Genomic DNA, 25,303 nt, shown 5'->3' with positions numbered 1-25,303 from the left:
AGATCCAGAAAATCCTGATGTCCAACCGCACGGATTTCCGGACGGCCGAACTGGTCGAACTTTATGATTTGCGCTGGCAGATCGAACTGTTCTTCAAGGAGTTGAAAAGCACATTGGGCTTCGCCCAATGCCGCCTGCGCCGGTTCGAGGCGACGGAGGGATGGCTGGAGCTGGTCCTGGTGACGTTCCTGTGGCTGGAGTGGCATCGGGCGAGGCAACTGGCCAAGTCCGGCCTGACGACGAAGCAGAAAGAGCGCTGGCGACACCAGCGAACCCACGGCCTCTGCCTGGCGGTCCGCCGCCACAGCGAACAGGCCGACTTGGAATACCTGGCCCGCGCCATGCAAACACCCGGCGGAATCCGGCGTTTGCGACGAAAACTCCGGCAGGCCATCCCGGCCGAGTTTCGCACCGCCGGATAAAAAGCGCAACTTCAAAACTTGCGCTCGGTGCTGTCCCGGCAGACAACCGCGAAACCAATGTGAATCCCAAGAGGATCATGAAGGGCGTTGATGGTGACGACGGCCCAAAAAGGCAAGCCGCCATTCCGAAGCCACAGCCCTTCCTCCTCAAGGCGGCCTTCTTCGAGGGCAATCTGCAATCCCCGCCAAGGCTTGCCCGCCGCCGTGTCCCTTGGAGTGTGGAAGCAACTGACGGAACGACCGACGATCTCTTCGGACTGATATCCCAAGATTTTCCCGGCGCCGGGATTCCAACTGGAGACGTTCCCCGCCGGGTCGAGCATGAACATGCCGAAATCAGTCACTGATTCCACGAGTAGTCGAAACGGATCGGCGGAGAGGGGAGTCGACGTGACTAGCAAAGCTGATGAATTGTGCGTGTTTTCCTCGATTCATCCCGGGACGTTGGAGATTGTGCGAGACAATCTCCCGTGGAAGTGACAGACATTCCTGTCATCACCACTCATCAACTTCACCTGTTAGAGAGGAAAAAGCAAGAACCAAATTGAAAAGGTCGAAAGCAATCTTCCGGAAAGGTAATGAGAGTTGACGGGAATCCGGCCTGACAAATGATGCTGCTCATGGCATGGAACGCAAATTCTCTCTGGCTTAATCGGTTTCGACATCGAGACAAAACTGTCATTCATTAGAAGTTTCCGTTTCTGGAAACTTTAGCCAAGGCGTTGGGAAAAGTTCGGCTCCCCCTCTCCATCGAGGTCTTTCGGATTGTGATTCATTCATTTTGCAATCCGTCACATGAACTTTACGATTCAGCGGGGAATGGATTTCACATCGTTACCCCAGCCTTCTCTCCGGCGGCAAATGATGTCTAAAATCCATTATTATCACTTCCTGTTGGTCTTGTTGTCATTTCCTGTCATGGCAAACAACCGTCCATCCTGGCAGCAATAAACACATATTAAATTAATGCTGTTTAATTCACATTGCCGGTTCTGGATCATGCCCGGCCTATCCTTCATTCATGTCCAGGGTCTGGGGAAATGTCGATTCGGCTCATTTGATGGTGATGCGAGAGGACATGCGGCCGTCAAAATCCTCGGGTTTTGACGCCAACCCCTTTCTAGATATCGTCACTCAACCTCAAATATCGATGGAGGCATGACATGATCATGCAAGGCAAATACCCGTTGGTCGTATGTTCCGTTCCTCCGGTGGCATGGGAAGACGAGACTCCCCGGCCGGAGGGGGTCTCCGCCGTCCTCAAGCAGGCGGGATATGTCGTGCTTGCGGCGGTATTGATGGTGCTCGTTGCCCCGCTGGCGCTTCTTGCCGTGATCTTGGTCAAGATCACTTCACGAGGACCGCCCTTTTACTCTCAAGAGCGTCTCGGACGAAACGGCGTGCCGTTCTGGATTTACAAAATCCGCACCATGACTCATAATTGTGAGCGCCAGTCCGGAGCGGTTTGGGCTGTCCGCAACGATCCTCGCGTATTCCTCGTCGGCCGGATTCTGCGAAAACTTCACATCGACGAACTGCCACAATTGTTCAATGTCATCCGGGGCGACATGTCCCTCATTGGTCCGCGACCCGAGCGGCCGAAGATCGCGGCCGAATTACAGGAAGATATCCCGGCGTATCGCGACCGTCTCGCCATCCGCCCCGGTGTGACCGGCCTCGCCCAAGTCCAGTTTCCGGCCGATACCAACCTCGGGTCCGTCTGCCGGAAACTGGTGGCCGACCTTCATTACATCCGCTTCGTCCGGCCCTGGCTGGACCTTCGCATTTTGATTGCCACGCTCTTCTACCTGCTCCATTTCCCGATGTCATGGCGTCGCCGGGCGCTCGGGGCGGCCGCCGAACCAATGCCTGCACCGGATCACCCAAAGAAGAGTTTTCGAGAGAGATTTGCGGGGATTTACGAGATTCCTGAAAAGACGGATCGGATCGTCGCCGTGCAAGGACTTCGCGGCGTCGCCGCCTCGCTGGTGTTCTTGGCGCATTTCCTGACCCTGTTCGGGATCTACCTGGGCGGGGCGGAGAGCGTGTTCGTCGCCCGGGTGCTGGACACTATTGCCCGAAACGGGACTGACATCTTTCTGCTGATCAGCGGGTTTCTGATCTACGGAATGTGCGTTCGCCGGCCGTTCCAATACGGTCGGTTCCTTCGGAATCGAGCATGGCGAATCTACCCGGCCTTCCTGTGCATGTTCGGGCTATACATATTGCTGTCGGTTATCTTCCCGTCCGAGTCCAAGATCCCCTCGGACCCGCTGGCGGCAACGATCTATTTGCTGGAGAACTTGTTTTTGCTGACCGGCTTGACCGGCGCCCCCTCATTGATCGTGGTGACCTGGACGCTTGGTTATGAAATGGTTCTCTATGTGACTCTGCCATTGTTCGTGCGATTCTCCGGGATGCGGGACTGGTCGGTGGCCCGGCGAGTCGCCCTCCTCATCGGTGTCTGGGCTGCCTACCTGCTGTATTGCGGCGTCATGTCCCCAAGCCACGTCCGGCTGGCTGTCTATTTTGCCGGGTTTCTGGCCCACGAGGCCGTCACCGCCCGGCGAAACCATTTTGCGTCCGCGAGAGAGGGAATCGTGGTGTTTGTCGCCGCATTGGGAGCCGGGTTGGTCGTCCTGCTTCGGGCGGGATCAGTGATGTTCCCGGATGGGGCGCCAGGGTATGCGATCATCATCCGGGCAATCGCCAAGGGTTTGGGCATGTTCGCGGTGGCTTGGTACTGTTTTGGCGGCGAAGGCGTATTTGCGAGAATTCTTTCTCTGTCACCGCTGCGCTGGATCGGGAATATGAGTTACTCGTTCTATCTGACCCACGGTTTGGTCTTGAAGACACTGGCGTTGATGATCGCCCTGCTTTTGCCCGCCGCCTCGCGCGGCTCATGGGTGTTCTGGGCCGCACTGCCGTTATGCTACCTCGGAGCCATCGCGGCCTCTACAACCCTGTTCGTCCTGGTGGAAAAGCGAGTATCATTTTCTCGCAAGCCGGCGCCTTTTATGGTTATCACGGCGCCGCCGGAGGATGACCAGACTGCTCTGACCGAAACTGTTCAGGACAATGAATATGGGTCAGCCAAGTCTCTCATAACGGCAGCTTACAAAGAGGACCAGAGATAACGGCCTTGTCCTCATTATTGAAGGCAAGGCCAACACGGCTCGTCACGATGTCAAAGATAAGGTCTTTCCATTAACTCCATATTTTCCCTCCTGGGAAAGCGGCAGTCGTGGCCGCTCTTAAAGTGAAAGACCGGCCACCATCGCCATCACGTCAGCCAGCGAAGGGTGGCTTGCGGAAACAGCATGCTCCCGCCTTTTCATCAACTCCCGAGCGCTCACTTCCCTGTTGATCAAACACTGCGGAATATTTCCAAGTAAATGAGCAGTCTTTCCGACATACTGGTACATTAACTGACGGGACTGATCTTTGGCCGTGAAGATTTCTGCCCGGTTCAGTCGTTGTTCGCCGAACAAGGCGGGAACACCAGAACATCTGAACCTTGTGATTCGGACCGGCCGGGTGTGTCGGGATACTCGCCCCCGAACCGAGGTGAATGACTCGCTTGACGAATTCCACCACCACCGTGATTCAACACCTCGCAAGGCAATTGCTTGCCGCCGAGGCGGTTGGTCCAGCCGTCGCCGAGGCGGTTGGCGTGGCGGCCGCGCGGACTTGTGAAAGGCTGCGTGTGCCGTTGACCAAACTGGCGGGGGCAGCCGGATTCCGTTCCCTCATGGCCCGGGCTCTTGCCCTCGCCATCGTCGAATCGCCCGCGCTGGCCATCGTTCAGGTCAAAGCCGACGGGTCTCTGGACGGACTTCAACACCTCAAAGATCATCAGGACGGCGGGCAGGCCGGGTTTGTGGTCGTGGCCCAATTGCTCGGGCTGCTCGTGACTTTCATTGGCGAACCGCTCACGCTGGGCATCGTGCGTGACGCCTGGCCGAACGCATCCATCACCGGCATGGATGCCGGAAGCGCGGAGGAACGATGAACGGGGAAAACAGGGTGACGATCCGGAAAATACCCACCGGAGTGCCCGGCCTGGACGAAATTCTTGGCGGCGGCCTGCCCGAATATTCTTTCAACATCATCGCCGGCTCGCCCGGTTGCGGGAAGACCACGCTCGCCCATCAGGTGGTCTTCGCCAACGCCACGCCGGAACGGCCGGCCCTGTATTTCACCGTGCTGGGCGAACCGGCCATCAAGATGCTCCGGTATCAGCAGCAATTCCGGTTTTTTGATTCGGCCAAGCTTAACGGCTCCGTGCGGTTCATCAACCTGAGCCAGGTCGTTCTGGAACGGGATCTGAACGCCGTCATGGAGGAGATCATCAAAGAGGTCGAGGCGGCCAGCCCCGGCGTCGTGGTGGTGGACTCGTTCCGAACTGTGGTGCGGAAAGCCACGGCGGGCACGCCCGAACTGGAGCTTCAGGGATTCGTCCAACGGCTGGCGCTTCACCTGACAAGCTGGCAGGCGACCACCTTTCTGATCGGCGAATACACCGAAGGGGAAATCCGCGACAACCCGGTGTTCACCGTCGCCGACGGTCTTTACTGGCTCTATCAGCAGGTCGAGCGGAATTCCATCGTGCGGAAGTTGCAAGTCATGAAGCTTCGGGGCCAGGCATCTGTTCCCGGCTTGCACACGTTCCGGATCACCGAGGGGGGCTTGCAAGCCTTTCCCCGCACCTTCGGTCTCACCGGCCGGAAGGACAAGTCCCCCGACCGCCGCCGTCTTTCCACGGGAATCTCCGAACTGGATACGATGCTGGGAGGCGGTATTCCCGAGGGGGACAGTCTGCTGGTCGCGGGGCCGTCGGGGACGGGAAAATCGGTCTTGGCCACCCAGTTCATCTCGGAGGGGATTCGGCAGGGAGAGCCGGGAATTGTCGCCATTTTCGAGGAGCGTCCGGAGGAGTACGCGGGGCGGGCCGCCAAACTCGGCATGGATTTTGAGACACCCCAACGCGATGGCAAACTGGACATCATTTATCTTCGTCCCCTGGACCTGTCCGTCGATGAGACAATGTGCGAGGTCATCGAGGCGGTCAAGCGAATCGGCGCGAAACGGGTGGTGATCGATTCGCTGGCGGGATTTGAAATGGCCCTTGCGCCCGGATTCCGCATCGACTTCCGCGAATCGCTCTACCGGATGATCGGGGCGTTGACACGTGTCGGCGTCACGATCGTAAGCACCGTCGAAGTGGCCGAGTCCTTCACCGAACTGGCGTTGAGTCCGTACTCCATTTCCTTTCTGAGCGACGACATCATTCGTCTTCGCTACGTGGAGATCGCAGGCCAGCTTCGCAAACTCCTCATGGTGGTCAAAATGCGGGCGGGCGCCCATAGCAACGACATTTGCGAATACGAAATCACCTCCGACGGCCTGAAAGTCGGCAAACGGCTGACGGGCTATCAAGGACTGATCACCGGCATTCCCGAACCGATTCCCGGCACGGATACCACCGACGCGCCGACGGCAAAAGAGTAAGGTGAAATCATGGCTGCGGAACTCGATTTCGAGGCAGCCGGGCATGCCCTCCTGATGCCTCCCGGCCTTGGCCGATGCCTCTCCGAACTTTCGCCCCAGCCGATCGTCGCCGTCGAGGGATCGACGCATGTCGTGACTTATCTCAATCCCGCGTTTGCGCGGCTGGCGGGAAAAGAAAGCAAAGACCTCCTCGACCGCCCCTTCGCCCTGGCCGTGCCGGAGGGGGTTGGAAATGGCTGTCTGGCGCTCCTCGACCGGGTGTTCCATTCCGGGGCGCCGGAAAATCTGGCCGAGCAGGAACATCAATCAGTGCCGTCCGTCAGCCCGGCGCCCGTTTATTGGTCCTATGCGGTTTGGGCGATCCTGGGGGCTGACGAACAGCCGGTCGGGGTCATGATTCAGGTGACAGATGCCACGGAGACCGCTTCTTTCCGTCAACAAGTCGTGGCCATGAACGAGGCGTTGCTCGTCTCCGCGAACAGGCAACACGAACTGGCGGCGGCGGCGGAGTCACTGAGCACGCGCCTGCGGGCGGCTGTGCAGTCGAGAGACCGATTTCTGGCGGTGCTAAGTCATGAACTCCGCAATCCCCTGGCCGCGATCTGCGCCGGGATGGAATTTATCAAGCTGGCCAACCGGGATCCGGTGAAGGATCAGAATTCACGGGCGATGATGGAACGGCAGTTGCGGCAGATGGTGCGGCTGGTGGACGACCTGCTGGATGTCAGCCGCATCATGTCCGGCAAGTCGAGTCTCCGCAAGGAACGGGTAGACCTCGCCGTGATCCTTCGGGATGCTGTGGAGGCCAGCCGACCCTTGATCGCGCTCGGCGACCATCGGATTACCGTGACCATCCCGGACGAACCGCTCCCGCTGGACGCCGACCCGGCGAGGCTCGCGCAGGTGTTCCAAAATCTGCTGAACAACGCCGCCAAGTACGCGGAACCGGGCGGCGACATACGGCTTTCCGTCCGGCGGGACGGCGACGAATTGGTGACCGGCATCCGGGACAGCGGAATCGGCATCTCCGCCGAAGACCTGCCGCGCATCTTTGATGTGTTCGTCCAAGTGGACACCTCTTGGCAACGGGCGCAGGGGGGCATGGGAATTGGATTGTCGCTGGTGAAGGAATTCGTCGAATTGCATGGCGGTCGGGTCGAAGCGATCAGCGACGGAATCGGTTATGGCAGCGAGTTCATCGTCCGTCTGCCGATGGCCGTTTCCCCGGCCCTTGAATTGAACACGAGGCCCGGCTCGACGCTCTCCGCTTCGCCTCGGCGCGTACTGATTGTCGATGACAACCGGGACGCCGCCGAGTCGCTCGGAATGATGCTGGGAATCCTCGGGCATGAGATTTGCACTGCTTGGGATGGTGCGGGAGGAGTGGCGGCGGCGGATGAGTTTCGGCCGGATGTGATCTTGATGGATATCGGCATGCCGCAGATGGATGGCTACGAAGCCGCCCGGCGTATTCGGGCCGAATCGTGGGGAAAGCCCATGTTTCTCATCGCCCTGAGCGGTTGGGGAGCCGAAGAAGACCGGCGAAAGTCTCAAGAGGCCGGTTTTGACCGCCATTTGACCAAACCAGCGGAACCGGGGACTCTGGCCGAACTCATTGCCAAGTTGCCGACAGATTCAATTCGGCCGCGACCGTGAAATCGCAGAAATGAAACCAACGGAAGGTCTTTCACATCCGCGGAATGTTTTGTCGATGTGATGGCGCCATGAAGGTTCATCGTCAAGAACGACGGAGGTGTTGGCATTTGGGCCAAGGGGGGTGGGTGATGGACGCGGAAACCGCATCAAGACCGATAACCGATCCCTTCGACCCGTCTCGTCTCTGCGCCTATTTTTCCCGATACTCTTCCCGGCCAATGGTGGCGGTCGAAGGGGCGACGCACATCGTCCGATACTCAAACCCCGCGTTTTCACGTCTCGCGGAAATCACTTGCCAAGAAATCATTGGCCGCGAATTCGTAAAAGCCGTCCCCGAACTGGCCGGGAACGGGTGCGGAGAACTTCTTGATCGCGTCCTTCAAACCGGGATTTCGGAAAGCTTGGAGGAACAGGAACACGCTCATGTTCCTCTTAAATACTGGTCTTACGCCATGTGGGCAATTTTGGGGGAGGATGGTCGTCCCGTCGGGGTGATGATGCAAATCACCGATGCGACAGAAATCGCCCTGTTCCGTCGGCGGGTCGCGGGCATGAACGAGGCCCTGATGGTCTCCTCTGTCCGACAGCACGAATTGATCGACGCGATTCGGCGGGGAGAGCAGGAACGGCATGAGTTGCAGGTCCGAATGTTTCAGTCCCAGAAAATGGAGAGCCTGGGCGTCCTCGCGGGGGGACTGGCCCACGACCTGAACAACATGCTGACGCCTGTGATCGGATTTGCCGAACTGGCCTCTGAAATTTTGCCAAAGAACTCGCCGGCCATCGCGATGCTTGAGGAGGTCGGAAAAAATGCCCGGCTGGCGGCCGACTTGGTGATGCAAATCCTCGCCTACGCGGGCAAAGGACGGTTTGTCGTCGGGCCGGTGGATCTTTCCCGACTAATCGATGAAACGGGGAAATTGGTGAGGTCGTCGATCTCGGTCAATTCCCGGCTGGTGTTCGATCTGGCTTCGGATCTGCCTCGCGTCGAGGCCGACGCCACCCAACTCCGGCAGGTTGTTTTAAATCTGGTCATCAACGCTTCGGAGGCGGGCGGCGACCAAGGCGGGGAAATCAAGATCCGCACCGGACTGGTTCCGGAAGCGGCCGCCGGCTCGCAAGCGAATCCTCCCCAAACGGTCGCCGCATCAGGGCCGCGCGTGTTCTTGGAGGTGGCGGATTCGGGATGTGGCATGAGCGAAGAACTGATGGGCAAAATTCTCGATCCCTTCTTCACCACCAAATTTACTGGCCGGGGACTGGGACTGGCCGTGGTTCAGGGAATCGTCCGGGGTCATCGCGGTGAACTTCAAATTCACAGCGTTCCCGGCAAGGGAAGCACATTCCGTTTGACGCTTCCCGCCCTGGAAGGCTCCAAAAGTGTTGTCATCGCGCCAAGCTCGCGCGAGCGCTGGCAGGGAACCGGCACGATCCTGGTGATCGACGACGAACGAGCGGTGCGAGACATCGTGACAATAACGCTCAAAAAAGCGGGTCTCAAAGTGCTGTCGGCCAAGGATGGCCTGGAAGGACTGAACGTGTTCCGCGAGAGACCGGATGAAATTGATGCCGTTGTCCTGGATATGACCATGCCGGGCTTGGGCGGACAGGAAACCGCCCGCGAACTGCGTCTGATGCGGAAAAAACTCCCCGTATTACTTATCAGCGGGTATGGGGCCGACGAAATCGCCCTGAAATCCGAGGGTGAAATCCTGACGGAATTTCTGCAGAAACCGTTCAAGTCATCTAACCTGCTCGCCGCCATCCGTCGCCTCCTCGGTCAGTGAGTCGGGAATGCTGATTTTCAAAAGCCGAGTTATGATTTATTGAGGTGGGTGTTCGGGAACGCAAGACAATCCAGGCGTATTCTGCTGGTTTAGAGTAATCTCTCCGCTCAGTAGAGAGGCCAATCGTTGCCGGTCTGCCGGGGAAAGGCTGGCCATCATTACCATCAGTTCAGCCAGTGAAGGGGCATTTGCTGAAACTGCACCGGATTTTGCAGCGCGTGGAAGTGGCGTTTTCTCTAACTCATTTGTGGAATTGGATGTTACGTCATTTAGTTCGTATCCAGCAACGCCCATACCATCACTTTGCAAAACTTTCCGTCAAGCCAATCATATTCAGACATTCTAATTCATCTTTCTGCTTCACCAGATTTTGCAGCCCGTAAAGCAGCTTTTTCAAAATGGCCAACTTGAAAGCCGATTATGTGCTGGCCAACGGCAGCATGCCATCCAACTAATCAGGCGCGGGGAGATCCGCAAGGACGTTATCAAGGCCGCCACGGGAATCAGCAGCGTGCGCGTCCTCATCTTCACATTCATCTTCAACAAGAACAAACCCGCCCTCCCAAGGAATCGGGGATTCCCCAAGTCGGCCCGGACATCTCGATAGACATGATCGGCGGCAAAATTTTGAACTGACGGCCGGTTCCAATCTCTTGGAAATGTCATGGCAAGACCAGGCACATTCTAATTTGTCGGCAAAAATTTAAGTTCGCGGCAGGATGGTGAGGTATTCCCGCCACGGTCCCACGGCGTCGCGGCATTGGAACGCCATTGCCTTGGCGACCTGATGCAGGTGGCCGAGATCATGAACGACCCACGCGGCGATCAGTTGCCGGATCGTGACCTCGCCAAACGCCGGATGGGCGCCGCGAATGTCCAGTTGCTTGGGTGTCAGGTTGAGGGCTTTCAAATCGTCGAGGCTTCTCGCCCGAAGCGAGGCGAACGATTCCAGCAGATCGTCCATCGTCCTGCCCTTGCTGGTCTCGTACATGCCGTATCGGTCGAATGCCGGAAATGGTTTTGTTTCGCCATGCTCAAGGATCACCCGGAGGCGGGTCATCCAATTGGTTTGGTCGGCTTCGATGAGATGGCCCACGACATCGAACGGGCTGAAGGTGTTCTCGCCGTAATTGCCCAAAATCCAGAAATCGCCCAGGCCGCCGAGCAGGGATCGCAGAACGGCAGGCGTCCGCTCCAAGACTTCCACGGCCCGGCCTAATTCAACGTTCATTGACTGCTTCCTTGCGGAGCGGTTGTGTCAGAAGAGATCACTTTTTCTCGGGCAGGTTCGGCACCAGTTTCGGATCGTATTTGGACCCTTTCGCCACCTGGATCATGGTGATCCGCATCTTGGTCGGGAAGAATTTCTCCGGGTCGGTCCGTTTGTGGGCGTGGCCGCTGCCGCCGCTGTCGTCCTTCATCACCAAGTGCATTTCCTTGATTCCCTGCTCCCAGACGATGTTGTCGTTCTGCCAGAACGAGGTCATCTTCACATCCCGTTCGTAGACGCCCTTCTCTTTGTAAACCTCGGTGCCGGTGCAACCGTACCCGGCCTTCTCGCCCTTGTTTGGGATATAGCAGAGTGTCCAAGTGGTGGGCGCGCCCCCCGCCGGTTTCTCGATCACCTCGGCCCGGATGTGGACGGTGCCGTTCCGGTAGTCCACCGGACTCGTCCAGTCCTTGGGGCGCTCTGCGTTGAGCATCTTGCCGAGAACGTAAAAGTGCGACTTGCTCGGCTTGGAGTTGTCCGCATCTTCCTTGGTGAAGGTGAACGTGGCGTCGAAAAGCACGAACTGTTGCGCCGGGGCCGCCGTGCCCGCCAGCAGCAGGCCCGCCAAGATGATCGCCGAACGATTTGTGCACAGAGATTGAATTGCAGACATGATTGCCTCTCGAAAAGTCGCCGTCGATTCCCTGTCCTGCCGGGACAGAGGCGGGCATGATCCTTGTTTATTCCGGAGCGATCCAAAAAGAACCGCCGGCCCCAATCTCGCCGACGGCGGGAAGCATCGCCGCTCATCCGAGATCAGGATCGCTGACAAAGACAAGCAACACTCTTGAACCGTCCCAAATCAACGGCCATAATCAGGTCGGGCATCGCAAGCTCCCTCGAAGATAATCAGAACCGGGCAACTCATGGCTGCCCTCTCCTTCGGACGGCGGCTTGCCTGATTCTTTGGGAAAGGAGACCGGATGCGAGCGGAAGACTGTGTCGGCCAATACGGTCGCACCCTGACCGAGGTGTCGGCAACCGGTCGGATTCAAGTGGCGGGCAAATCATTCGACGCGATCACCGTCGGGCCGTTGATTCCCGCCGGGGAAACGGTCCGGGTGACCGGGTGGCGGCTGGTCGATGAGTTTCGGCGAATTCTGTCGGTTCGAGCGACCCATGCCCCCGAACTTGGAGGGACATCGGGCCTTGCGGATGAGTTCCAGAAACTGCAAAAACTGCGGGATGCCGGCACGCTGACCGATGCGGAGTTCACCGAGGCGAAGGCGGCGCTCCTGAAGAATCCGCCCGTTCGCGCCGCCGAACCGCCGGCGACCAGACCGGCAAGCCCCCGTTGCCACGCCTGTGAGGCGGCGGCGACAACCCTGTGCCAGGGTTGCGGCGCGTTGAGTTGCATGACGCACCTCCAAAGCATCTATATGGCGCACGATGACGGCGGGGCTTACGAATTGCGATGCAAAACCTGTTATGCGTCCGCACAGTGGTGGAAGGTGGCGGGCTGGGTGTTTTTCGCCGTTATGACGGTTATCACCCTCGTCATCTGGTCGCTGGTGAGCAGTCGGTGAGACTGGCTTCGTCCTTCAATCTCTTTAACTGCTTCGCGTCGTGCAATTCCTCGGAAAATGAACTCGCCGACACATCGGTGATGTGCCGCTTTTCACGACTCCCGTCGACTACGCTGCTTCTCGATACTGTCCGGGTTGACCGTCGGCGCGCCGGGCCATGCGGCAACACCAAGATCGGGCATGGTCAACTCACTCGATGATATTGCATTTGGGCAGCGCCTTCTTGAGTTCCTTCAGTCCGGCGTCGGTGGCACTGGTCTTCCTCACATCAAGGAAGCGGAGGTTCGTGAGTGGCGCGAGGTCCCTCACCCCCGCGTCCGTAAATTTTTCCCCGCCCAGCATGAGTTTTTCGAGGCTCGTGATCGTGGCCAGTTCCTTCGCCGCCGTGTCCGTCACTTCGTTGCCAATGGCAATCGCCTTGAGTTTCTTGAGAGCCGCCAATTCCTTGAGGCCCGCGCCGGTGACTTGGGTGTCGAGCAGAGTGAGTTCGGTGAGGCCGGACATCACCGCAAGCGATTTCAATCCCGCGTCCGTCACCGGCGTTTTGTACAGCGCCAATTCGGCTAGGTTCTTCAGCGGAGCGAGTTCCTTTAACCCCGCGTCCGTCACCCGGGTGCCACCGAGATTCAAGGTGGTCAGATTTTGAAGTTTTCCGAATTCTTTAAGGCCGGCGTCCGTCACTTGCGTTTCGGCCAGAACGAGCAGCTTGAGTTTCGTGAGCGCCGCCAGTTCCGTCGCGCCGGCATCGGTTAATTTCGTGCGGGTCAGGTAGAGGGTCGTGAGGCCCTTGATCGCGGCCAGTTTTTTGGCGCCGGCGTCCGAGACCGGCGTGTCGTTCAATTCAAGGAATTCGAGATTTGGGAGGGCGCCAAGTTCCTTGAAACCATCATCCGACAACTTTGCGTGTTTCATCTCGATTCGGGTGAGGGATTTCAGGCCGGACAGTTCCCTCAATCCAACACCCGTCACTTGAGTTTCGGACAGGTTGAGAAATTCGAGATTCGCGAACGTGGAAAACCCCTTGAGTCCCGCGTCCGTCACCTGAGTCCGGGTCAGGTAGAGACTTTTGAGCTTTTTGAATGCAAAGAGTTCCTTGAGATCCGCGTCGGCCACTTTTGTGAAGGCAAGAAAGACCGTAATGACGGGCTTGCCGGGGAGTGACTGATCGCGGGACACTCCACCCCTTAGCTGCTTCACAAACGCCTCGGCCTTGTCCTCGGCCTCGTCAGCCCGCGAAGTTGCGGGTGAACACAGCGCCAGCCACACACCAATCCCACACATCATCAACCGTGACATTGTCATTTCCATTCAAGTGAACGAATTAGAAATCGAGCGGCACAGAACCGGTCGGCTTTGGCCGAGTGCAATGGCGACAACCTTCCACCCACGCCGTCTTTGCGAGACCAACCGCGTGACGACGGCAGATTATTTAGTGAAACACCATCCGTCAAATTTATTCTCGCCGGAACGCTTCGTTCGTCGGGCCGGCGAATCCATGACTACCGGAGGCAAACCTGTGGAAATCGGCATTGCCTCGGCCCTCAACATCTCCCGAATCGGGCAATCGCCCTCGACAGCATGTATGAGGCGATCTTGCCATTTTCTAATACGCAAAAAAGTCTTCGCCCCTACTGAGCAAGCCGCCGAGGTGGGCGGTCAGGGAGAGGAAGGCGACGCCGACCGCCAGCAGGAGGCGGGTGACCGGGTGGCGCTGTTTTTGGCGGGCGTCGTGTTCGGAGGCGATGGCTGCGAGGACGAGGCAAAGGGCGGTGGTTGTCCCCAGCCAGCGGTGGGCGTTCAGGAGTTGGGGGGAGCCGATTCCGTTTCCGGAGGCGGCGAAGAGCCAGCCCAACCCGGCCGTCGGGATGGCCGTGATCGCCCCCAGCGCCAGACAGAACCGGACCGTGTCCGACGGGATTGGATTTCGCCGCCACATTGCCCATGCTTCGGCAAAGGCGGCCGCGAGAATGAGGGCGACGGGAAAGTGCAGCATGAGCAGGTGAAACTTGCCCAGCCAGCGGATCATCCGTTGGGCCGCCGTTATCCGGGGAATCTCGCGGCTGATTGGTTCCGGCCCTTCCGGGGTCTCGAACGTGTGAGCGAACACGTCCGGGGCCCCGGCGGCGATCCAACTGCGGACAACCTCTTTTTGCGAGGTCGTCAGTTCACCCTGCGGCGAATCGGCCGGGGGCATTTCGTTGTGATAGACAAGCGCCCACAACTCCGATTGATCCGGCTGGTAGGGAATCACCATCTCCGGGTTCGCGGCCATTTTCCGCAGGTCAAGAACGTCGCCGAACCGACCCTTGGGCTTCGCCAAATCGGGGCCGTGGCATCCGGCACATTTCACCGCGAAGAGGCTGCGAACCTCGGCGCCGAGATCGCGCCCCGGAGAATCCGATTGGGCATGGACAATCGCCGGTTGAAATCCCACCAACACAGCGGAAGACACGGCTGTTGATAGCCACCAGTTCAACATCGGGCACCGTCCTTTCTGGACATGTCAAGAAGGCGGAACCGGCGACAGAAACATGCGCCGCCGGTTCGGGCAAAGAAAAAAAATCAAGTTGTCGCCTGGCGTTTCCATCACGCAAGCGTCGAGTCCACAATCGCCAGTTCGCCGCTGTTTTCGACGTAGGAAACCGTGGACAATCCCAAGGCCGATTTGAGCTTTTCGGCCGGGAGATCGCGCATTGGCCCCGGCGTCCCCTTGCCGGGTTCCGATTGCGGGAAGGCCGTGGAGCGGGCGGTGTGGAAGGTTGCCTTGCCCTCCACCTTTTGCAGGATTTGATGGATGTGGCCGTTCAGCACCGTGAGCGAGCCGAACCGTTTCAGGATCTTGAGGGCCTGTTCGGAATCTCGCGTGCCCCAGCCCCATTTCTCGTGAACCATCCACAGGGGAACGTGGGCATAGACGACGACCGGCGTGCTGTCCCGAAGACCGGCGACATCCTTTTCCAGCCACTCCAGTTGATCTTTTCCGATCACGCCGAGGCCGCCGTCGCCGCTGCCGGATTTGGCGCTGGCCACGTTCACCAAGCCGATGAAGCGGACGCCCTTGTAATCGAAACTTCGCCAGCCGGCGCCTTGCGTCCCTCGGCCGTATCGCTTCAAATATTCCGCGTTGCCGTCGCCGTCGAAGTCGTGTTCGCCGGGGACATAGAGGACGCCGCCGGTCTTCGCCTCCTTGAGAATTTCATTGGCCGCGTCGAATTCCCCCGGCTTGGCGAGGTGGGTGATGTCCCCCGTGTGCAGGACAAACGCGGGGGGCTCGGGCATCGCGTTGATCCGGGTGACGGTCTGCCGAAGCGTGGCGGCGACATCCTTGTTGGGATCGCGGGCAAAGCCGAGGTGACTGTCGCTGATCTGCACGAATGTGAACGTCGGCTTCGTCGCCGGGGCTTGGCCGAAGACGCTCGACGTGGCCAGCCCCCCGGACACGCCCCAGACCATCCCCGTGCCGGCCCATGCCATGCACTTGAGCATTCCCCGGCGGTCAACGCCGTCCGCGCTCGATGGTTCCGTCCGCCGTGTCTTGTGTTCGATTTTCATTCTTCTGTCCTCGTGATCGGGGGTTTTGAAACGACCGCCGGTTGCCGGGGCAACTCGCGTCGCCCATCACTACCGGCCGTTTCGCCGGAATATTCCCGACGAAAAAATCGGGAGCGTTTTGGGAATAATCCCGGTCTGGAGGCGGTAGACTAATGGGCGAGGTTGGGGTTGATTGCTGATTTCGTTGATGGCTTTGATCGCTGACGGAAGAGACCCCCTCCAACTCCCCCTTGCCAAGGGGGAGAGCAAAACCGGCCTCTCTTCCGAAGCTGGCTGTTCTTGCGACGACCGGATTTCCTCTCCCCCTTGGCAAGGGGGAGTTGGAGGGGGTCTCTTCCTCTCCCGCTTGACGGGGAGAGTTGGAGGGAGTCTCTTCTTCCCGAAAGGCTTGGGATTTGGACCCTCATGAGCGGATGCGGTTTGAGCGGGCGACGCTGCCTCATCTCAATGCCGCCCACAATCTGGCCCGCTGGCTGACGCGGGACGATCACGCGGCCGAGGACGTTGTCCAGGAGGCGTACTATCGGGCCGCGCGCTATTTCAACAGTTTTCGGGGGGACGAGGGGCGGGTCTGGCTCCTGAGTGTGGTTCGCCGGGTGGCGTTCGACTGGCTCGCCAAACAGCGGGCGCAATCGGCCGCCGTCTTCAACGAAGAGTTCCACGATCGGGGGGATGAGTCGTCAAACCCGGAATTTCGGGCCATTCAAAAATGCGACCAAGAAAGCGTGCGGCAGGCGGTGGAAGAACTATCGCCGCCATTGCGAGAGGTGATTGTGCTTCGGGAGCTTGAGGGGCTGAGTTATCAGGAGATCGCCAAAGTGATTGAGGTTCCGATCGGGACGGTCATGTCCCGGCTTTCGAGGGGACGCCAACAACTTCAACAACGGCTGGCCTCCCCCCCGGAAGGAGCGGGGACAACATGAACTGCCGGGACTTTCAACAACTACTGCAACCGTATTCCGACGGCGAACTCGACTTGGTTCGCCAACTGGAGATGGAAGAACACCTCGCCGGGTGCCTCGACTGCGAAGAGCAAGAGAGAAACCTCCGGTCCATGCGAACCGGCCTTGCGGCCGCCATGCCGTATTACCCGGCGCCGGATTCGTTGCGGGCAAAGTTACAACTTGCCCCGCCCCCTTCGCCGACCGTGACGCGCCGACGTTGGCGGCCATCGGGCCAACAGTTGTCCATTGCGGCGGGAATCATGTTGGTGGTCGGCGCGGCCGCGACGATTGGAATGCTGGTGCCTCGTTCGGGAACCGGCGCCGATGACCGCTTTGCGGAACGGGTCGTCGCGGGGCATGTTCGTTCGCTTCAGGCCGAACATCTGATGGATGTGCCGTCAAGCGACCGGCATACCGTGAAGCCGTGGTTCCGGGGCAAGATTGACTTCTCGCCCCAAGTCCCCGATCTGGCTCAGCAGGGATACCCCCTGACCGGCGGCCGGCTGGATTACCTGACCGACCGGCCGGTGGCCGCTCTTGTGTATCATCGCCGGTTACACGCCATCAACGTGTTCACCTGGCCGGCCGCCGACAAAACGGCCACTCCGGCGAGGGCGTCCGACCGGCAGGGCTTTCACCTTCGCCACTGGCAACGATTCGGGATGACCTATTGGACCGTCTCCGATTTGAACGACCAGGAACTCGATGAATTCGTCCGGCTGTTTCAGGAACAAACGGCCGAATAGCCTTTGCAATCGGTGGCCAAAGTACTCCGCACGCTCCGCGTGCGGGCGGGACGTTGGCCCGTTTCATCATCCGGCCTTGGAGGAAATCCCATCCGCACGCGGAGCGTGCGGAGTACTCTGCTCACCGACCGTTTATTGTTTCTGCTCGTTCTCACTTCACGCCGCTCTTTTCGCGGGCCGCCCGGAACTCGTCGCCCGGCAACCACGTTGGCAGCGTCGGGGTGTTGGCGGTTTCGCGGGCGGCATCCAACGTGAATCGCATCAACGGAGGATAGGCGGCGAAATCCCATTCCTCGCGGTATTTGTCGTTCGGCGTGTGGTAAATGTTGGCGATAAAATCCTCGGTGACTTTCTTCATGAAGTCGGCTGGCTTGCCTTTGACCTTTTCCCCCCGGCCCACCGAAAACGCGGGGACGCCGCCCCGGCCAAGGGCGAAGTGATCGGAGCGATAATAGAAGCCGAGGTGGCTGCGTTGGTCCGGCTCAACCACCAGCCCGTGTTTGGCGGCGGTGGCTTGCAGGGCCTTCCACGCGGTCGTGCGCTCGGCCCCGCTCAACACGATGGATTCCGGTTCGCCAACCGGATAGATGCAATCGAAGTTGAAGTTCATGGCCGTCTTGCCAAGCGGCACGGCGGGATGAGCCGCGTAATAGTGCGCCCCGAGCAGGCCGCTTTCCTCGGCAGTCGTGGCCAGAAACAAGGCCGACCGTTTCGGCTTCGGGTCCATCGCCGCCCAGGCGCGGGCCAGTTCCAACAGGATGGCGCTGCCACTGGCGTTGTCCAGCGCGCCGTGGTAGACCTCTTCGCCGCCGGTCGTGGATTTGCGGACGCCCAGATGATCCCAATGGGCGGAGAACAGCACGTATTCGGATTTGAGCGCCGGGTCGCTTCCCTCGACCACGCCGATCACATTTTTGGAGATGATCTTTTGCGTGGTCGTCGGCGCGTACACCTTGAACCGGGTGTCGAGCGGAATCGGCTTGAAGCCCTTGGTATCAGCCTTCTTCAAGGCTTCATCGACGGTCAGGCCGATGGCGTAAAGCACCTTGTCGCCCCCCTTGGCGGAGAGCCAGCCGGCGAAGGCCAGTGCCGGGGCGTTGGGTTCTCGCTGGAGTTGCACGCCTTTCACCGACTTCACGACCGAATAGGGATACCCGGCCGTTTCCGGCGTGTGGATGATAAACACCGCCTTCGCCCCGCGCCGGGTGGCTTCCTCGTACTTGTAAGTCCATCGGCCATAGTAGGTTAGGGATTTTCCGTTGAAGAACTTGGGATCGTCCGACGGCGGTTCGTTCGTGAACAGGACGACGACCTTCCCCTTCACGTCGGTATCCTTGTAATCATCCCACCCGAATTCGGGCGCCGAGATGCCGTGGCCGACAAAGATGGCCTCGGCATCAAAATCCTCGGAAACCTGTGTATGACTGACGCCGACAAACTCCTCCTCGGCCTTGAGGGGGATGCCTTCCTTCCCCTTGATGAGTTCCAGCGACAACTCCGGCCCGGTCTTCACCGTGACCAGCGGCACCCCCTGAAAATAAGTCCCCCGGTCCCCGCCCGGCTTCAGCCCCGCCTTCTTGAACTCGGCCGCAATATGATCGGTCGTCAACTCCTCCCCCCGTGTGCCAACGCCGCGCCCCTGCAGTGGCTCGCTCGCCAGATATTTGACATCCGCCCGGATGCGTTCCGTCGAAATGGCCGGCAACTTGTCGCCGCCTTCCTGGGCGAAGACCGGCGCGGGGGCAAACAAAAGGATGAACAACAAGAGGCGTCGCATCGTGATCCCTCGGGTGATGACGCGGGAGAGGTTCGAGAAGTTTAGCCCGCCGGGACGCATGGTTCAAGGAGGTTGGTTGCGACCATGCCAGCCAATGGCGAGCCGGGCCGCGTCAGCGCCCGGAGATTGTCACCCGTCGATTGCTCAAGCGTTTGGTGTGCGACGAACTCCGGGCGCTGACGCGACCCGGCTCGCCGGTGGTGATGAGTCACTGTTACGGATCAACGACTATTGATGGGTTATCACAACGTGATCCGCACATTCTTCAACCGCTCCGACGTGGCAAGAGCTTGGCGGCCTTCTTCGCCAATCGGGTTGCCATCCAAACTAATGGTGCAGAGGTTCGGCAAGTCTTTCGCGTTTGCCAACGCGATGGCTCCAGCATCGCCGATCTGATTTTGACACAAATTCAAATGGACGAGTTTTTCCAGATGCGGCGAGTTCACCAGTCCTCTAAAACCTTGATCTCCGATTTGGTTGTACATCAAATCGAGGGTTTCCAGATTGCGGACGGCCGGACTGCGGGCCAGCGCCATAATGCCTTCGTCGCCGACATCGTTTTCGCAAAACGACAGGTGTTTGAGATTCGCCATCACCCGCGATTCCAAGATTGCCAACAACCCTTGATCGTTCATCTGGTTTAAGCTGAGATCCAGTCGTTCCAGGTCGAGTTCGTCAAGCGAAGGAATGGCACCGGCCAAGTCGTCGCCATTCTCGTTGATATCGGAGGCGTCCAACCCCCTTAGTTGCCTGAGATGAGGGAACCGGCCAACCAATTCGACGGCCTTTCCAATCGGATTGCCGCCAATGTCCAATGTTTCCAAGTTGGCCAGATGGGCCGACTCGGCCAGTGCCACCATGCCGGTTGACCCGATTTGATTCGAGCTCACATTCAGCTTTCGGAGGCGTTGAAAGTTTTCCAAGCAGGCAAGATGCCGGCAACCAGTGTCCCCAATCGTGTTGTGGCATAAGTCCAAGTCGGTCAACCGAGACAGGAGGGGTGATTTGCCCAGTGCCCGGACGCCCGGCGCGTCAATCTGATTGACGCGGAGGTTTAGTTGTTCCACCTGCCCAATGTGGGGAGAAGCCGCCAAGGATTCGGCGCCGACAGTCCCTATTGGATTGGAACTGAGGTCGAGACGGACAATTTTCCCAAGATTCGGTGAACCAGCCAGTGCTTGGATTCCGCGAACACCAATCCCGCAATTGGTCAACCCCAATTCGACAAGGTTGCTTAATTGTCGGGACCGGGCCAAGGCAATTGCCGTGTTGTCGCCATTACGGATTTCAGACAGACAAAGAGATTTCGCGGCGGCCAAGACGGGAAATCTCGTCAGCATCCGAATGCGACGATCGCTGATCTGGCCTCTCAGCGACAGACAGTCCAACCGCAATACCTTTGATGTGGCGATGGCCAAGACTATCGCATCTATGCGGCCGGTTTCAAATTGAAAAATTACCAGATCATTGAGTTGAGGCGATACCGATTTGTCAGCCAGCACGGGAACAACGGCGCTGGTGGCGGCCGCATCTTCCAAGCTCAAATGAAGCCGGGTCAGCCCTTTGGGCACAAGTTTCTTGGCGAGAAAAGCAGCCTCTTCAGCCTGTAACATCGGATAGCCAAATTCCAACCCGGCCAGCCAAAGATTATCAGAAAGCGTGTTCAACGTTTCGGCATGGAACTCCCCTTCCCAGCCCAGCCAGCCATTGAAGCAATGAGTCAACGGCGCCCACCGTTCCTTGGCCAAGCCGGACAAAAGAGTCCGATGCGGAGGCTTCAAACTCTCCCGCAAACACTTCGCCAATTCCTCCTCGCCTTGATCTTCCAGCCAATCGGTGAGGATCAAACGCGGGGCCACGTCAAGAGGGTTGTCCTTGCAGGTTTGCAGGAGGGCAAGGCCCTCCGGGTCGCGGGCGCAGGGGGGAAGCATGGGGCAGACACCGAAAACGGGCTGGTGGTCTTATTTGAAAGACTTGACGCAATGAAGGCAAGTTCACGATCTTCCAACCGACCGGAGGCCGGGTTCCGAGATGATGCTCACACCGTGACCCGCACGTTTTTCAACCGCTCCGACGTGGCGAGAGCCTGGCGGCCGGCTTCGCCAATCGGGTTTTCGGACAAATCAATGGTGCGGAGGTTCGGCAAGCCTTTGATGTTTGCCAAGGCAATGGCCCCCTCATCGGCAATGTGATTTGCGTTCAACACCAGCTCTTCCAATTGATTCAAATGGGGTGAATTCGCCAGCCCGACCATCCCTTGGTTCCCGATGCGGTTTTGCGCCAGCTCAAGCTTTTTCAAACCACCGGCCGCCGGGGTTTGCGCCAGCGAGATGACACCTTCATCGCCGACATCATTGTTCCAAAGGGACAGATCTTTGAGTTTGGCCAACAGAGGCAGTCCCGCAATGGCGAACAATCCCTGATCCGTCATTTGATTGTCACAAAATCTCAATTGTTCCAAAGAGAGCTGAGCGAATTCCCGCACTGTGCCGCCCAAGTCATCACCTTGCTCATTAATCCGGGAAGCGTCCAAATATTTCAGATTCCGAAAACGCGCCGACCGGCCAATTTGCGAGAGCGCTTTCCCAATTGAATTGTCGCCAATGATCAAGAATTCCAGAGTGGCGTGATGTTCGGACCGAGCCAGCGCGGCGATGCCGTCCGGGCCAATTTGATTGGCTTGAAGGTTCAGCCATTTCAAGTTGCAAAAGTTCTCAAACCGGGCGACATGAGCGCACCCGGCATCGCCGACAAGGTTGTTTCCGATGATCAATCTGGAAAGCCGGGTCAGGCGGGGGTTGTTTGCCAGCGCCAGCAGGCCCGAATCCGTCATTCGATTGTGGATCAGGTTCAGTTGCTCCAACCGGCCAATGTTCGGAGAGCCGCCGAGAATGCCGATGTCGGCCGGGCCGAGTTGATTAAACGGCAGGCCGAGATAAATCACATTCCTGAGATTGACGGACCGGGCCAATTCCCTCACACCAAGTTCGCCAATTCCCGTTCCAAACAACTGCAATTCAACCACATTGCCCAGACACGGAGACCTGGCCAAGGCAGTCGCCCCGTCGTCACCGAAATCCCGGCAGTACAAACTGAGAGTTCGCAGGCCGGACAGGACAGGTGAATTCAGCAATGTCCGAAAGGATCGCCGGCTAATTTTGCCCTGACCCACCAGCAAAGTATCCAAATTTTTCAACACGCGAGATGTCGCGATCCCGTGAAGCAACGGATCAAAGGATATGTCCGGGTCCGCCAACTGGACGCTCAAGTCACTGATTTGCCGCGAGACCGGATCGCGCGCCAGAACGGTCCCGAGCGCCTTCGCGGCGGATTTGTCCCGCAGATCCAAATGAAGCCGAACAATGTGTTTCATCATCGGTCGGCGAGAAAGTCCTTCAATCATCTTGGCGGTAAAATCGCCACCACTCGAATCTCGATGGAAATCCAAGCCGGACAACCACGGACTGTCCGGCAGGATGGCCAGCGTTTGCTCGTCATATTTTCCATGCCACCTGATCCAGCCATTGGAACAATGCGTCAGCGGCGCCCAGCGTTCCCCGACCAGTCCGTCCAACCGAACTGCTTCGTCCACTCCGATACTCTTGCGCAAACACTTCGCCAGTTCCTCCTCGCCGTGGTCTTCGAGCCAATCCGTGAGGATCAGGCGAGGGGCCACATCAAGAGGATTGTCCTTGCAGGTTTGAAGGAGGGCAAGGCCCTCCGGGTCGCGGGCGCAGGGGGGAAGCATGGGCCAATCACCAACGGGAATGAGAGAGAGTCCATGAACTCAACGAGCCGGCCATCGGGAGGAGCTTTTTGAGTTCCGCGAACGGGTCAGTAATATCCGTCCGCGATGGCTTGCTCGGCTTCCTGACACCAAGATCGAACCCATCCGACAACAGATTTTCGCACTTGTCTTGGTTTGAGGTCGTCCAAGTTGACATACCAAACGGCCGAATCTTCCGGGTGGTCGCACCGGATGTAATGGAATTGATCCCCGTCTCGCCCGAGGATAATCAGGGCGTCGGCCGGGAGCGTGAACGAGCTGGACTCATCGAGAAGCTTGGGAAATCCGGCGGTCGCCTTCACGACGTAGTCGTACTGAATGTCAAGGTGATCATGAGTGACCAGACGGCCCGATTTTCGGCCCATGAGTTCCAAGAACCGCCGATAGGTGGCCGGTAGGGTCACGCCGTACCGAGTTTCCAATCGTTGGATCTGCGCGGGCGTGCAGCCGAGCAGGCCCGATGGTTCTGCCACTCCTGATCGTTGCATCCGCTTCAAGATCGAGGCAAAAGGATCTTTAGTCATTTGGAAACACACATCATTGAAGAAAACACCCACCCAACGAGCCGACCGCCGTGAGGCGGCGGGTGGCTTCGGATCTCGAAAACCACCCGCCGCCTCACGGCGGTCGGCTCATTTGAGATTTGCTATTTTGGACGCTGGCGAATCAGCCGATGATGCCGCCGATCACGTTGCCCTTCACCAGTTCGCGGGGCTGGTTCAGATGGTTGTAGACGATCGTGTCGGGGGCGATGCCGACGCTGTGGTAGACGGTGGCCAAGAGATCCGTCGGGTGGACCGGGTTTTCCAGGGGGGCACTGCCTGTCTTGTCTGACTTGCCGTGGACGTAGCCCCGTTTGATGCCGGCGCCGGCGATGCAGGCGGTGTAGCAGTAGGGCCAGTGGTCGCGGCCGTCGTCCGAGTTTTCATTGCCGGAAGTGCTGACGCCTCGTTGCGGGCTGCGGCCGAACTCGCCGACGGCGATCACCAGCGTGTCCTTCAGCAAGCCGCGTTCGTCCATGTCGGCTAGCAGCGTCGAAAGGCCGCTGTCCAGCATCGGGGCTGATTGGTTCTTCATGCGGGCCGAGAGGCCGCTGTGAACATCCCACGAATGATTGTCCGAGTTCGCCACCTTGGGCCAGTTGATTTCCACCACCCGCGTGCCGGCTTCAATCAGACGGCGGGCCAGCAGGCAGGATTGGCCGAAGGTATTCTTGCCGTAGCGTTCCCGGATCTCGGCTTTTTCCTTCGTGAGATCAAACGCATCGCGGGTCTTGCCGGACAACACAAGGCCGAGGGCCTTGCCGTAGTAGCCGTTCAATTCAAACTTCGAGGTCGCCTTCTCCAGTTCCGGCATCCCTTGGGAAACCGTCTCCCGCAGGCTGGCCCGGCGGGTGAGGCGGACTTCGTTCACGTCCGACCGGAGTTGCAGGTCTTCGGTCTTCACGCGGGACATCTTGTCCATGTCCATGTCGTCGCCAGCCGGGTACAGCGTGTACGGGTCGTAGGCTTTGCCGAGGAAGCCGGCGGTGCCCCCCTTGCCGACGACGTTGGATTCTTGAAGCGGCCGGGGCATCATCACGAACGGCAACACCGGCTCGGTCGGCGGCTTGAGGCGGATGATATTGCTCCCGAAGTTCGGGAAGTCCTTCGGCGTCGGCGGCTCAAGTTGCCCGGAGGGGGAAACTTTGTCCGTCGTGTAGCCGGTCAGCATTTGGTAGATGGCGGCCGTGTGGTTGAACAACCCGACCGGCGTGTAACTCATCGACCGGATCATCGTGCATTTGTCGGTGACGGTCGAGAGCTTCGGCAACAGTTCGGTGAACTTGAGGCCGGTCGTCTTGGTTTCGATGGCCTTGAAGACGCTCTTGTTCTTCTCGGGGGCCTGGTCCTTGGGGTCCCACAAGTCGAGATGGCTCGGGCCGCCTTGCAGATAAATCAGGATGACGCTCTTCGCCTTGCCAAAACCGGGGCCGCCTTGGTCCCCGCGGGCGACGGCCGAGGATTCCGCACGGGCCGAGGCCTTGAACAAATCAAGAACGCTCAGGCCGAGAACGGCCGATCCGCCGACACGCATGAAATCGCGGCGGGTCGTTCCGTCGCAGGTGTCCTTGCCTGTAAAACCGGGAATGACCAACATGGCGGGAAGCCCTCGGGTATTGAATGAAGCGAAAACGGCGTCTAGGCGGGAATGACCGATGATCGGGCAATTGTCCGATCTTCTATCGACCAACTTAAACGAGCGGGCGAGGGAATGCAACAGAAAATTTCGGGGGGAATCGAAAGGCCGGTCGGCTCCTTGGCGGTTCCGGCAACGAGGGCGGTT

General features: G+C 58.8%; 21 protein-coding genes. 9 read left to right on the top strand and 12 right to left on the bottom strand.

Features of this window, described 5'->3' with window-relative positions; all coding sequences use genetic code 11:
* A partial coding sequence (locus tag BGIM_RS50350) for a transposase (protein ID WP_029631332.1) occupies nucleotides 1-422 on the top strand: 422 nt, incomplete at its 5' end.
* Between the two features lie 11 nt (nucleotides 423-433).
* On the opposite strand, the gene BGIM_RS50345 is transcribed toward BGIM_RS50350, so the two are convergent.
* Nucleotides 434-823 (bottom strand): PAS domain-containing protein, encoded by a 390-nt coding sequence (locus tag BGIM_RS50345; protein WP_072022258.1) that lies wholly within the window; start codon nucleotides 821-823, stop codon nucleotides 434-436.
* A 762-nt stretch (nucleotides 824-1,585) separates the two neighbouring features.
* Between BGIM_RS50345 and BGIM_RS57470 the strand changes: the two genes are divergently transcribed.
* Nucleotides 1,586-3,559 (top strand): sugar transferase, encoded by a 1,974-nt coding sequence (locus BGIM_RS57470; RefSeq protein WP_020470473.1) that lies wholly within the window; start codon nucleotides 1,586-1,588, stop codon nucleotides 3,557-3,559.
* A 117-nt stretch (nucleotides 3,560-3,676) separates the two neighbouring features.
* On the opposite strand, the gene BGIM_RS0114400 is transcribed toward BGIM_RS57470, so the two are convergent.
* Entirely contained in the window at nucleotides 3,677-3,913 is a 237-nt protein-coding gene (locus BGIM_RS0114400) for a hypothetical protein (RefSeq protein WP_020470472.1), read from the bottom strand.
* Between the two features lie 80 nt (nucleotides 3,914-3,993).
* Between BGIM_RS0114400 and BGIM_RS0114395 the strand changes: the two genes are divergently transcribed.
* From BGIM_RS0114395 to BGIM_RS50330, 4 genes are all read left to right on the top strand, one after another.
* On the top strand, nucleotides 3,994-4,434 hold the full coding sequence (locus tag BGIM_RS0114395) for a hypothetical protein (protein WP_020470471.1): 441 nt from the start codon (nucleotides 3,994-3,996) through the stop codon (nucleotides 4,432-4,434).
* Nucleotides 4,431-5,933 carry an ATPase domain-containing protein gene (locus BGIM_RS0114390; protein ID WP_020470470.1) on the top strand — a complete coding sequence of 501 codons (1,503 nt, stop codon included), beginning with the start codon at nucleotides 4,431-4,433 and terminating at the stop codon, nucleotides 5,931-5,933. Before BGIM_RS0114395 ends, BGIM_RS0114390 begins: the two co-directional genes overlap by 4 nt.
* A gap of 9 nt (nucleotides 5,934-5,942) precedes the next feature.
* Nucleotides 5,943-7,589, top strand: coding sequence for an ATP-binding response regulator (locus tag BGIM_RS50335; protein ID WP_020470469.1), 1,647 nt, complete (start codon nucleotides 5,943-5,945; stop codon nucleotides 7,587-7,589).
* A 128-nt stretch (nucleotides 7,590-7,717) separates the two neighbouring features.
* A complete protein-coding gene (locus BGIM_RS50330) occupies nucleotides 7,718-9,376 on the top strand; it encodes a hybrid sensor histidine kinase/response regulator (RefSeq protein ID WP_162136252.1) in 1,659 nt (552 codons plus the stop codon).
* 703 nt (nucleotides 9,377-10,079) lie between these two features.
* Here BGIM_RS50330 and BGIM_RS0114370 read toward each other — a convergent pair.
* Nucleotides 10,080-10,607 (bottom strand): DinB family protein, encoded by a 528-nt coding sequence (locus BGIM_RS0114370; RefSeq protein WP_020470466.1) that lies wholly within the window; start codon nucleotides 10,605-10,607, stop codon nucleotides 10,080-10,082.
* 37 nt (nucleotides 10,608-10,644) lie between these two features.
* Nucleotides 10,645-11,259, bottom strand: a complete 615-nt coding sequence (locus BGIM_RS0114365) for a hypothetical protein (RefSeq protein WP_020470465.1) — start codon at nucleotides 11,257-11,259, stop codon at nucleotides 10,645-10,647.
* Nucleotides 11,260-11,569: 310 nt separating this feature from the next.
* Between BGIM_RS0114365 and BGIM_RS0114355 the strand changes: the two genes are divergently transcribed.
* Nucleotides 11,570-12,172: an NfeD family protein gene (locus tag BGIM_RS0114355; RefSeq protein WP_020470463.1), complete on the top strand. Its 603-nt coding sequence runs from the start codon at nucleotides 11,570-11,572 to the stop codon at nucleotides 12,170-12,172.
* A gap of 189 nt (nucleotides 12,173-12,361) precedes the next feature.
* Here BGIM_RS0114355 and BGIM_RS0114350 read toward each other — a convergent pair whose 3' ends face one another.
* From BGIM_RS0114350 to BGIM_RS0114340, 3 genes are all read right to left on the bottom strand, one after another.
* Nucleotides 12,362-13,468: a leucine-rich repeat domain-containing protein gene (locus BGIM_RS0114350; RefSeq protein ID WP_020470462.1), complete on the bottom strand. Its 1,107-nt coding sequence runs from the start codon at nucleotides 13,466-13,468 to the stop codon at nucleotides 12,362-12,364.
* A gap of 307 nt (nucleotides 13,469-13,775) precedes the next feature.
* Nucleotides 13,776-14,651 carry a c-type cytochrome domain-containing protein gene (locus BGIM_RS57465; protein WP_020470461.1) on the bottom strand — a complete coding sequence of 292 codons (876 nt, stop codon included), beginning with the start codon at nucleotides 14,649-14,651 and terminating at the stop codon, nucleotides 13,776-13,778.
* A gap of 107 nt (nucleotides 14,652-14,758) precedes the next feature.
* Nucleotides 14,759-15,724, bottom strand: a complete 966-nt coding sequence (locus tag BGIM_RS0114340) for a metallophosphoesterase family protein (protein WP_020470460.1) — start codon at nucleotides 15,722-15,724, stop codon at nucleotides 14,759-14,761.
* Between the two features lie 395 nt (nucleotides 15,725-16,119).
* On the opposite strand from BGIM_RS0114340, the gene BGIM_RS0114335 reads away from it, so the two are divergent.
* Together BGIM_RS0114335 and BGIM_RS0114330 are read left to right on the top strand one after the other, a co-directional pair.
* Nucleotides 16,120-16,647, top strand: coding sequence for a sigma-70 family RNA polymerase sigma factor (locus tag BGIM_RS0114335; RefSeq protein ID WP_202947263.1), 528 nt, complete (start codon nucleotides 16,120-16,122; stop codon nucleotides 16,645-16,647).
* Nucleotides 16,644-17,414, top strand: a complete 771-nt coding sequence (locus BGIM_RS0114330; RefSeq protein WP_020470458.1) for an anti-sigma factor family protein — start codon at nucleotides 16,644-16,646, stop codon at nucleotides 17,412-17,414. Before BGIM_RS0114335 ends, BGIM_RS0114330 begins: the two co-directional genes overlap by 4 nt.
* A 151-nt stretch (nucleotides 17,415-17,565) precedes the next feature.
* Here the strand turns inward: BGIM_RS0114330 and BGIM_RS0114325 are convergent, their stop codons facing one another.
* From BGIM_RS0114325 to BGIM_RS0114305, 5 genes are all read right to left on the bottom strand, one after another.
* The gene (locus BGIM_RS0114325; RefSeq protein ID WP_020470457.1) at nucleotides 17,566-19,191 is read right to left on the bottom strand and encodes a M20/M25/M40 family metallo-hydrolase; all 1,626 of its coding nucleotides are present in this window, start codon (nucleotides 19,189-19,191) and stop codon (nucleotides 17,566-17,568) included.
* Between the two features lie 242 nt (nucleotides 19,192-19,433).
* Nucleotides 19,434-21,122, bottom strand: a complete 1,689-nt coding sequence (locus tag BGIM_RS0114320) for a hypothetical protein (protein WP_020470456.1) — start codon at nucleotides 21,120-21,122, stop codon at nucleotides 19,434-19,436.
* A 107-nt stretch (nucleotides 21,123-21,229) separates the two neighbouring features.
* Nucleotides 21,230-22,939, bottom strand: coding sequence for a hypothetical protein (locus tag BGIM_RS0114315; RefSeq protein WP_020470455.1), 1,710 nt, complete (start codon nucleotides 22,937-22,939; stop codon nucleotides 21,230-21,232).
* Nucleotides 22,940-23,025: 86 nt separating this feature from the next.
* Nucleotides 23,026-23,502: an SMI1/KNR4 family protein gene (locus BGIM_RS0114310; protein WP_029630048.1), complete on the bottom strand. Its 477-nt coding sequence runs from the start codon at nucleotides 23,500-23,502 to the stop codon at nucleotides 23,026-23,028.
* A gap of 142 nt (nucleotides 23,503-23,644) precedes the next feature.
* Complete coding sequence (locus BGIM_RS0114305; RefSeq protein WP_020470453.1) at nucleotides 23,645-25,117, bottom strand: DUF1501 domain-containing protein; 1,473 nt, start codon at nucleotides 25,115-25,117, stop codon at nucleotides 23,645-23,647.
* Between the last annotated feature and the right edge of the window lie 186 nt (nucleotides 25,118-25,303).

Origin of the sequence: Zavarzinella formosa DSM 19928, from assembly GCF_000255705.1 — a bacterium.
Taxonomy (GTDB): domain Bacteria; phylum Planctomycetota; class Planctomycetia; order Gemmatales; family Gemmataceae; genus Zavarzinella; species Zavarzinella formosa.
This window is presented reverse-complemented; position numbering and strand designations above follow the sequence as displayed.

Coding starts and splice junctions, on each gene's coding strand:
- BGIM_RS0114370 (WP_020470466.1), bottom strand. CDS start 10,607: ATGAACGTTGAATTAGGCCGGGCCGTGGAAGTCTTGGAGCGGACGCCT.
- BGIM_RS0114330 (WP_020470458.1), top strand. CDS start 16,644: ATGAACTGCCGGGACTTTCAACAACTACTGCAACCGTATTCCGACGGC.
- BGIM_RS0114355 (WP_020470463.1), top strand. CDS start 11,570: ATGCGAGCGGAAGACTGTGTCGGCCAATACGGTCGCACCCTGACCGAG.
- BGIM_RS0114395 (WP_020470471.1), top strand. CDS start 3,994: ATGACTCGCTTGACGAATTCCACCACCACCGTGATTCAACACCTCGCA.
- BGIM_RS0114305 (WP_020470453.1), bottom strand. CDS start 25,117: ATGTTGGTCATTCCCGGTTTTACAGGCAAGGACACCTGCGACGGAACG.
- BGIM_RS57465 (WP_020470461.1), bottom strand. CDS start 14,651: ATGTTGAACTGGTGGCTATCAACAGCCGTGTCTTCCGCTGTGTTGGTG.
- BGIM_RS0114325 (WP_020470457.1), bottom strand. CDS start 19,191: ATGCGACGCCTCTTGTTGTTCATCCTTTTGTTTGCCCCCGCGCCGGTC.
- BGIM_RS0114320 (WP_020470456.1), bottom strand. CDS start 21,122: ATGCTTCCCCCCTGCGCCCGCGACCCGGAGGGCCTTGCCCTCCTGCAA.
- BGIM_RS0114315 (WP_020470455.1), bottom strand. CDS start 22,939: ATGCTTCCCCCCTGCGCCCGCGACCCGGAGGGCCTTGCCCTCCTTCAA.
- BGIM_RS57470 (WP_020470473.1), top strand. CDS start 1,586: ATGATCATGCAAGGCAAATACCCGTTGGTCGTATGTTCCGTTCCTCCG.
- BGIM_RS50335 (WP_020470469.1), top strand. CDS start 5,943: ATGGCTGCGGAACTCGATTTCGAGGCAGCCGGGCATGCCCTCCTGATG.
- BGIM_RS0114365 (WP_020470465.1), bottom strand. CDS start 11,259: ATGTCTGCAATTCAATCTCTGTGCACAAATCGTTCGGCGATCATCTTG.
- BGIM_RS0114350 (WP_020470462.1), bottom strand. CDS start 13,468: ATGTCACGGTTGATGATGTGTGGGATTGGTGTGTGGCTGGCGCTGTGT.
- BGIM_RS0114340 (WP_020470460.1), bottom strand. CDS start 15,724: ATGAAAATCGAACACAAGACACGGCGGACGGAACCATCGAGCGCGGAC.
- BGIM_RS0114310 (WP_029630048.1), bottom strand. CDS start 23,502: ATGACTAAAGATCCTTTTGCCTCGATCTTGAAGCGGATGCAACGATCA.
- BGIM_RS50330 (WP_162136252.1), top strand. CDS start 7,718: ATGGACGCGGAAACCGCATCAAGACCGATAACCGATCCCTTCGACCCG.
- BGIM_RS0114390 (WP_020470470.1), top strand. CDS start 4,431: ATGAACGGGGAAAACAGGGTGACGATCCGGAAAATACCCACCGGAGTG.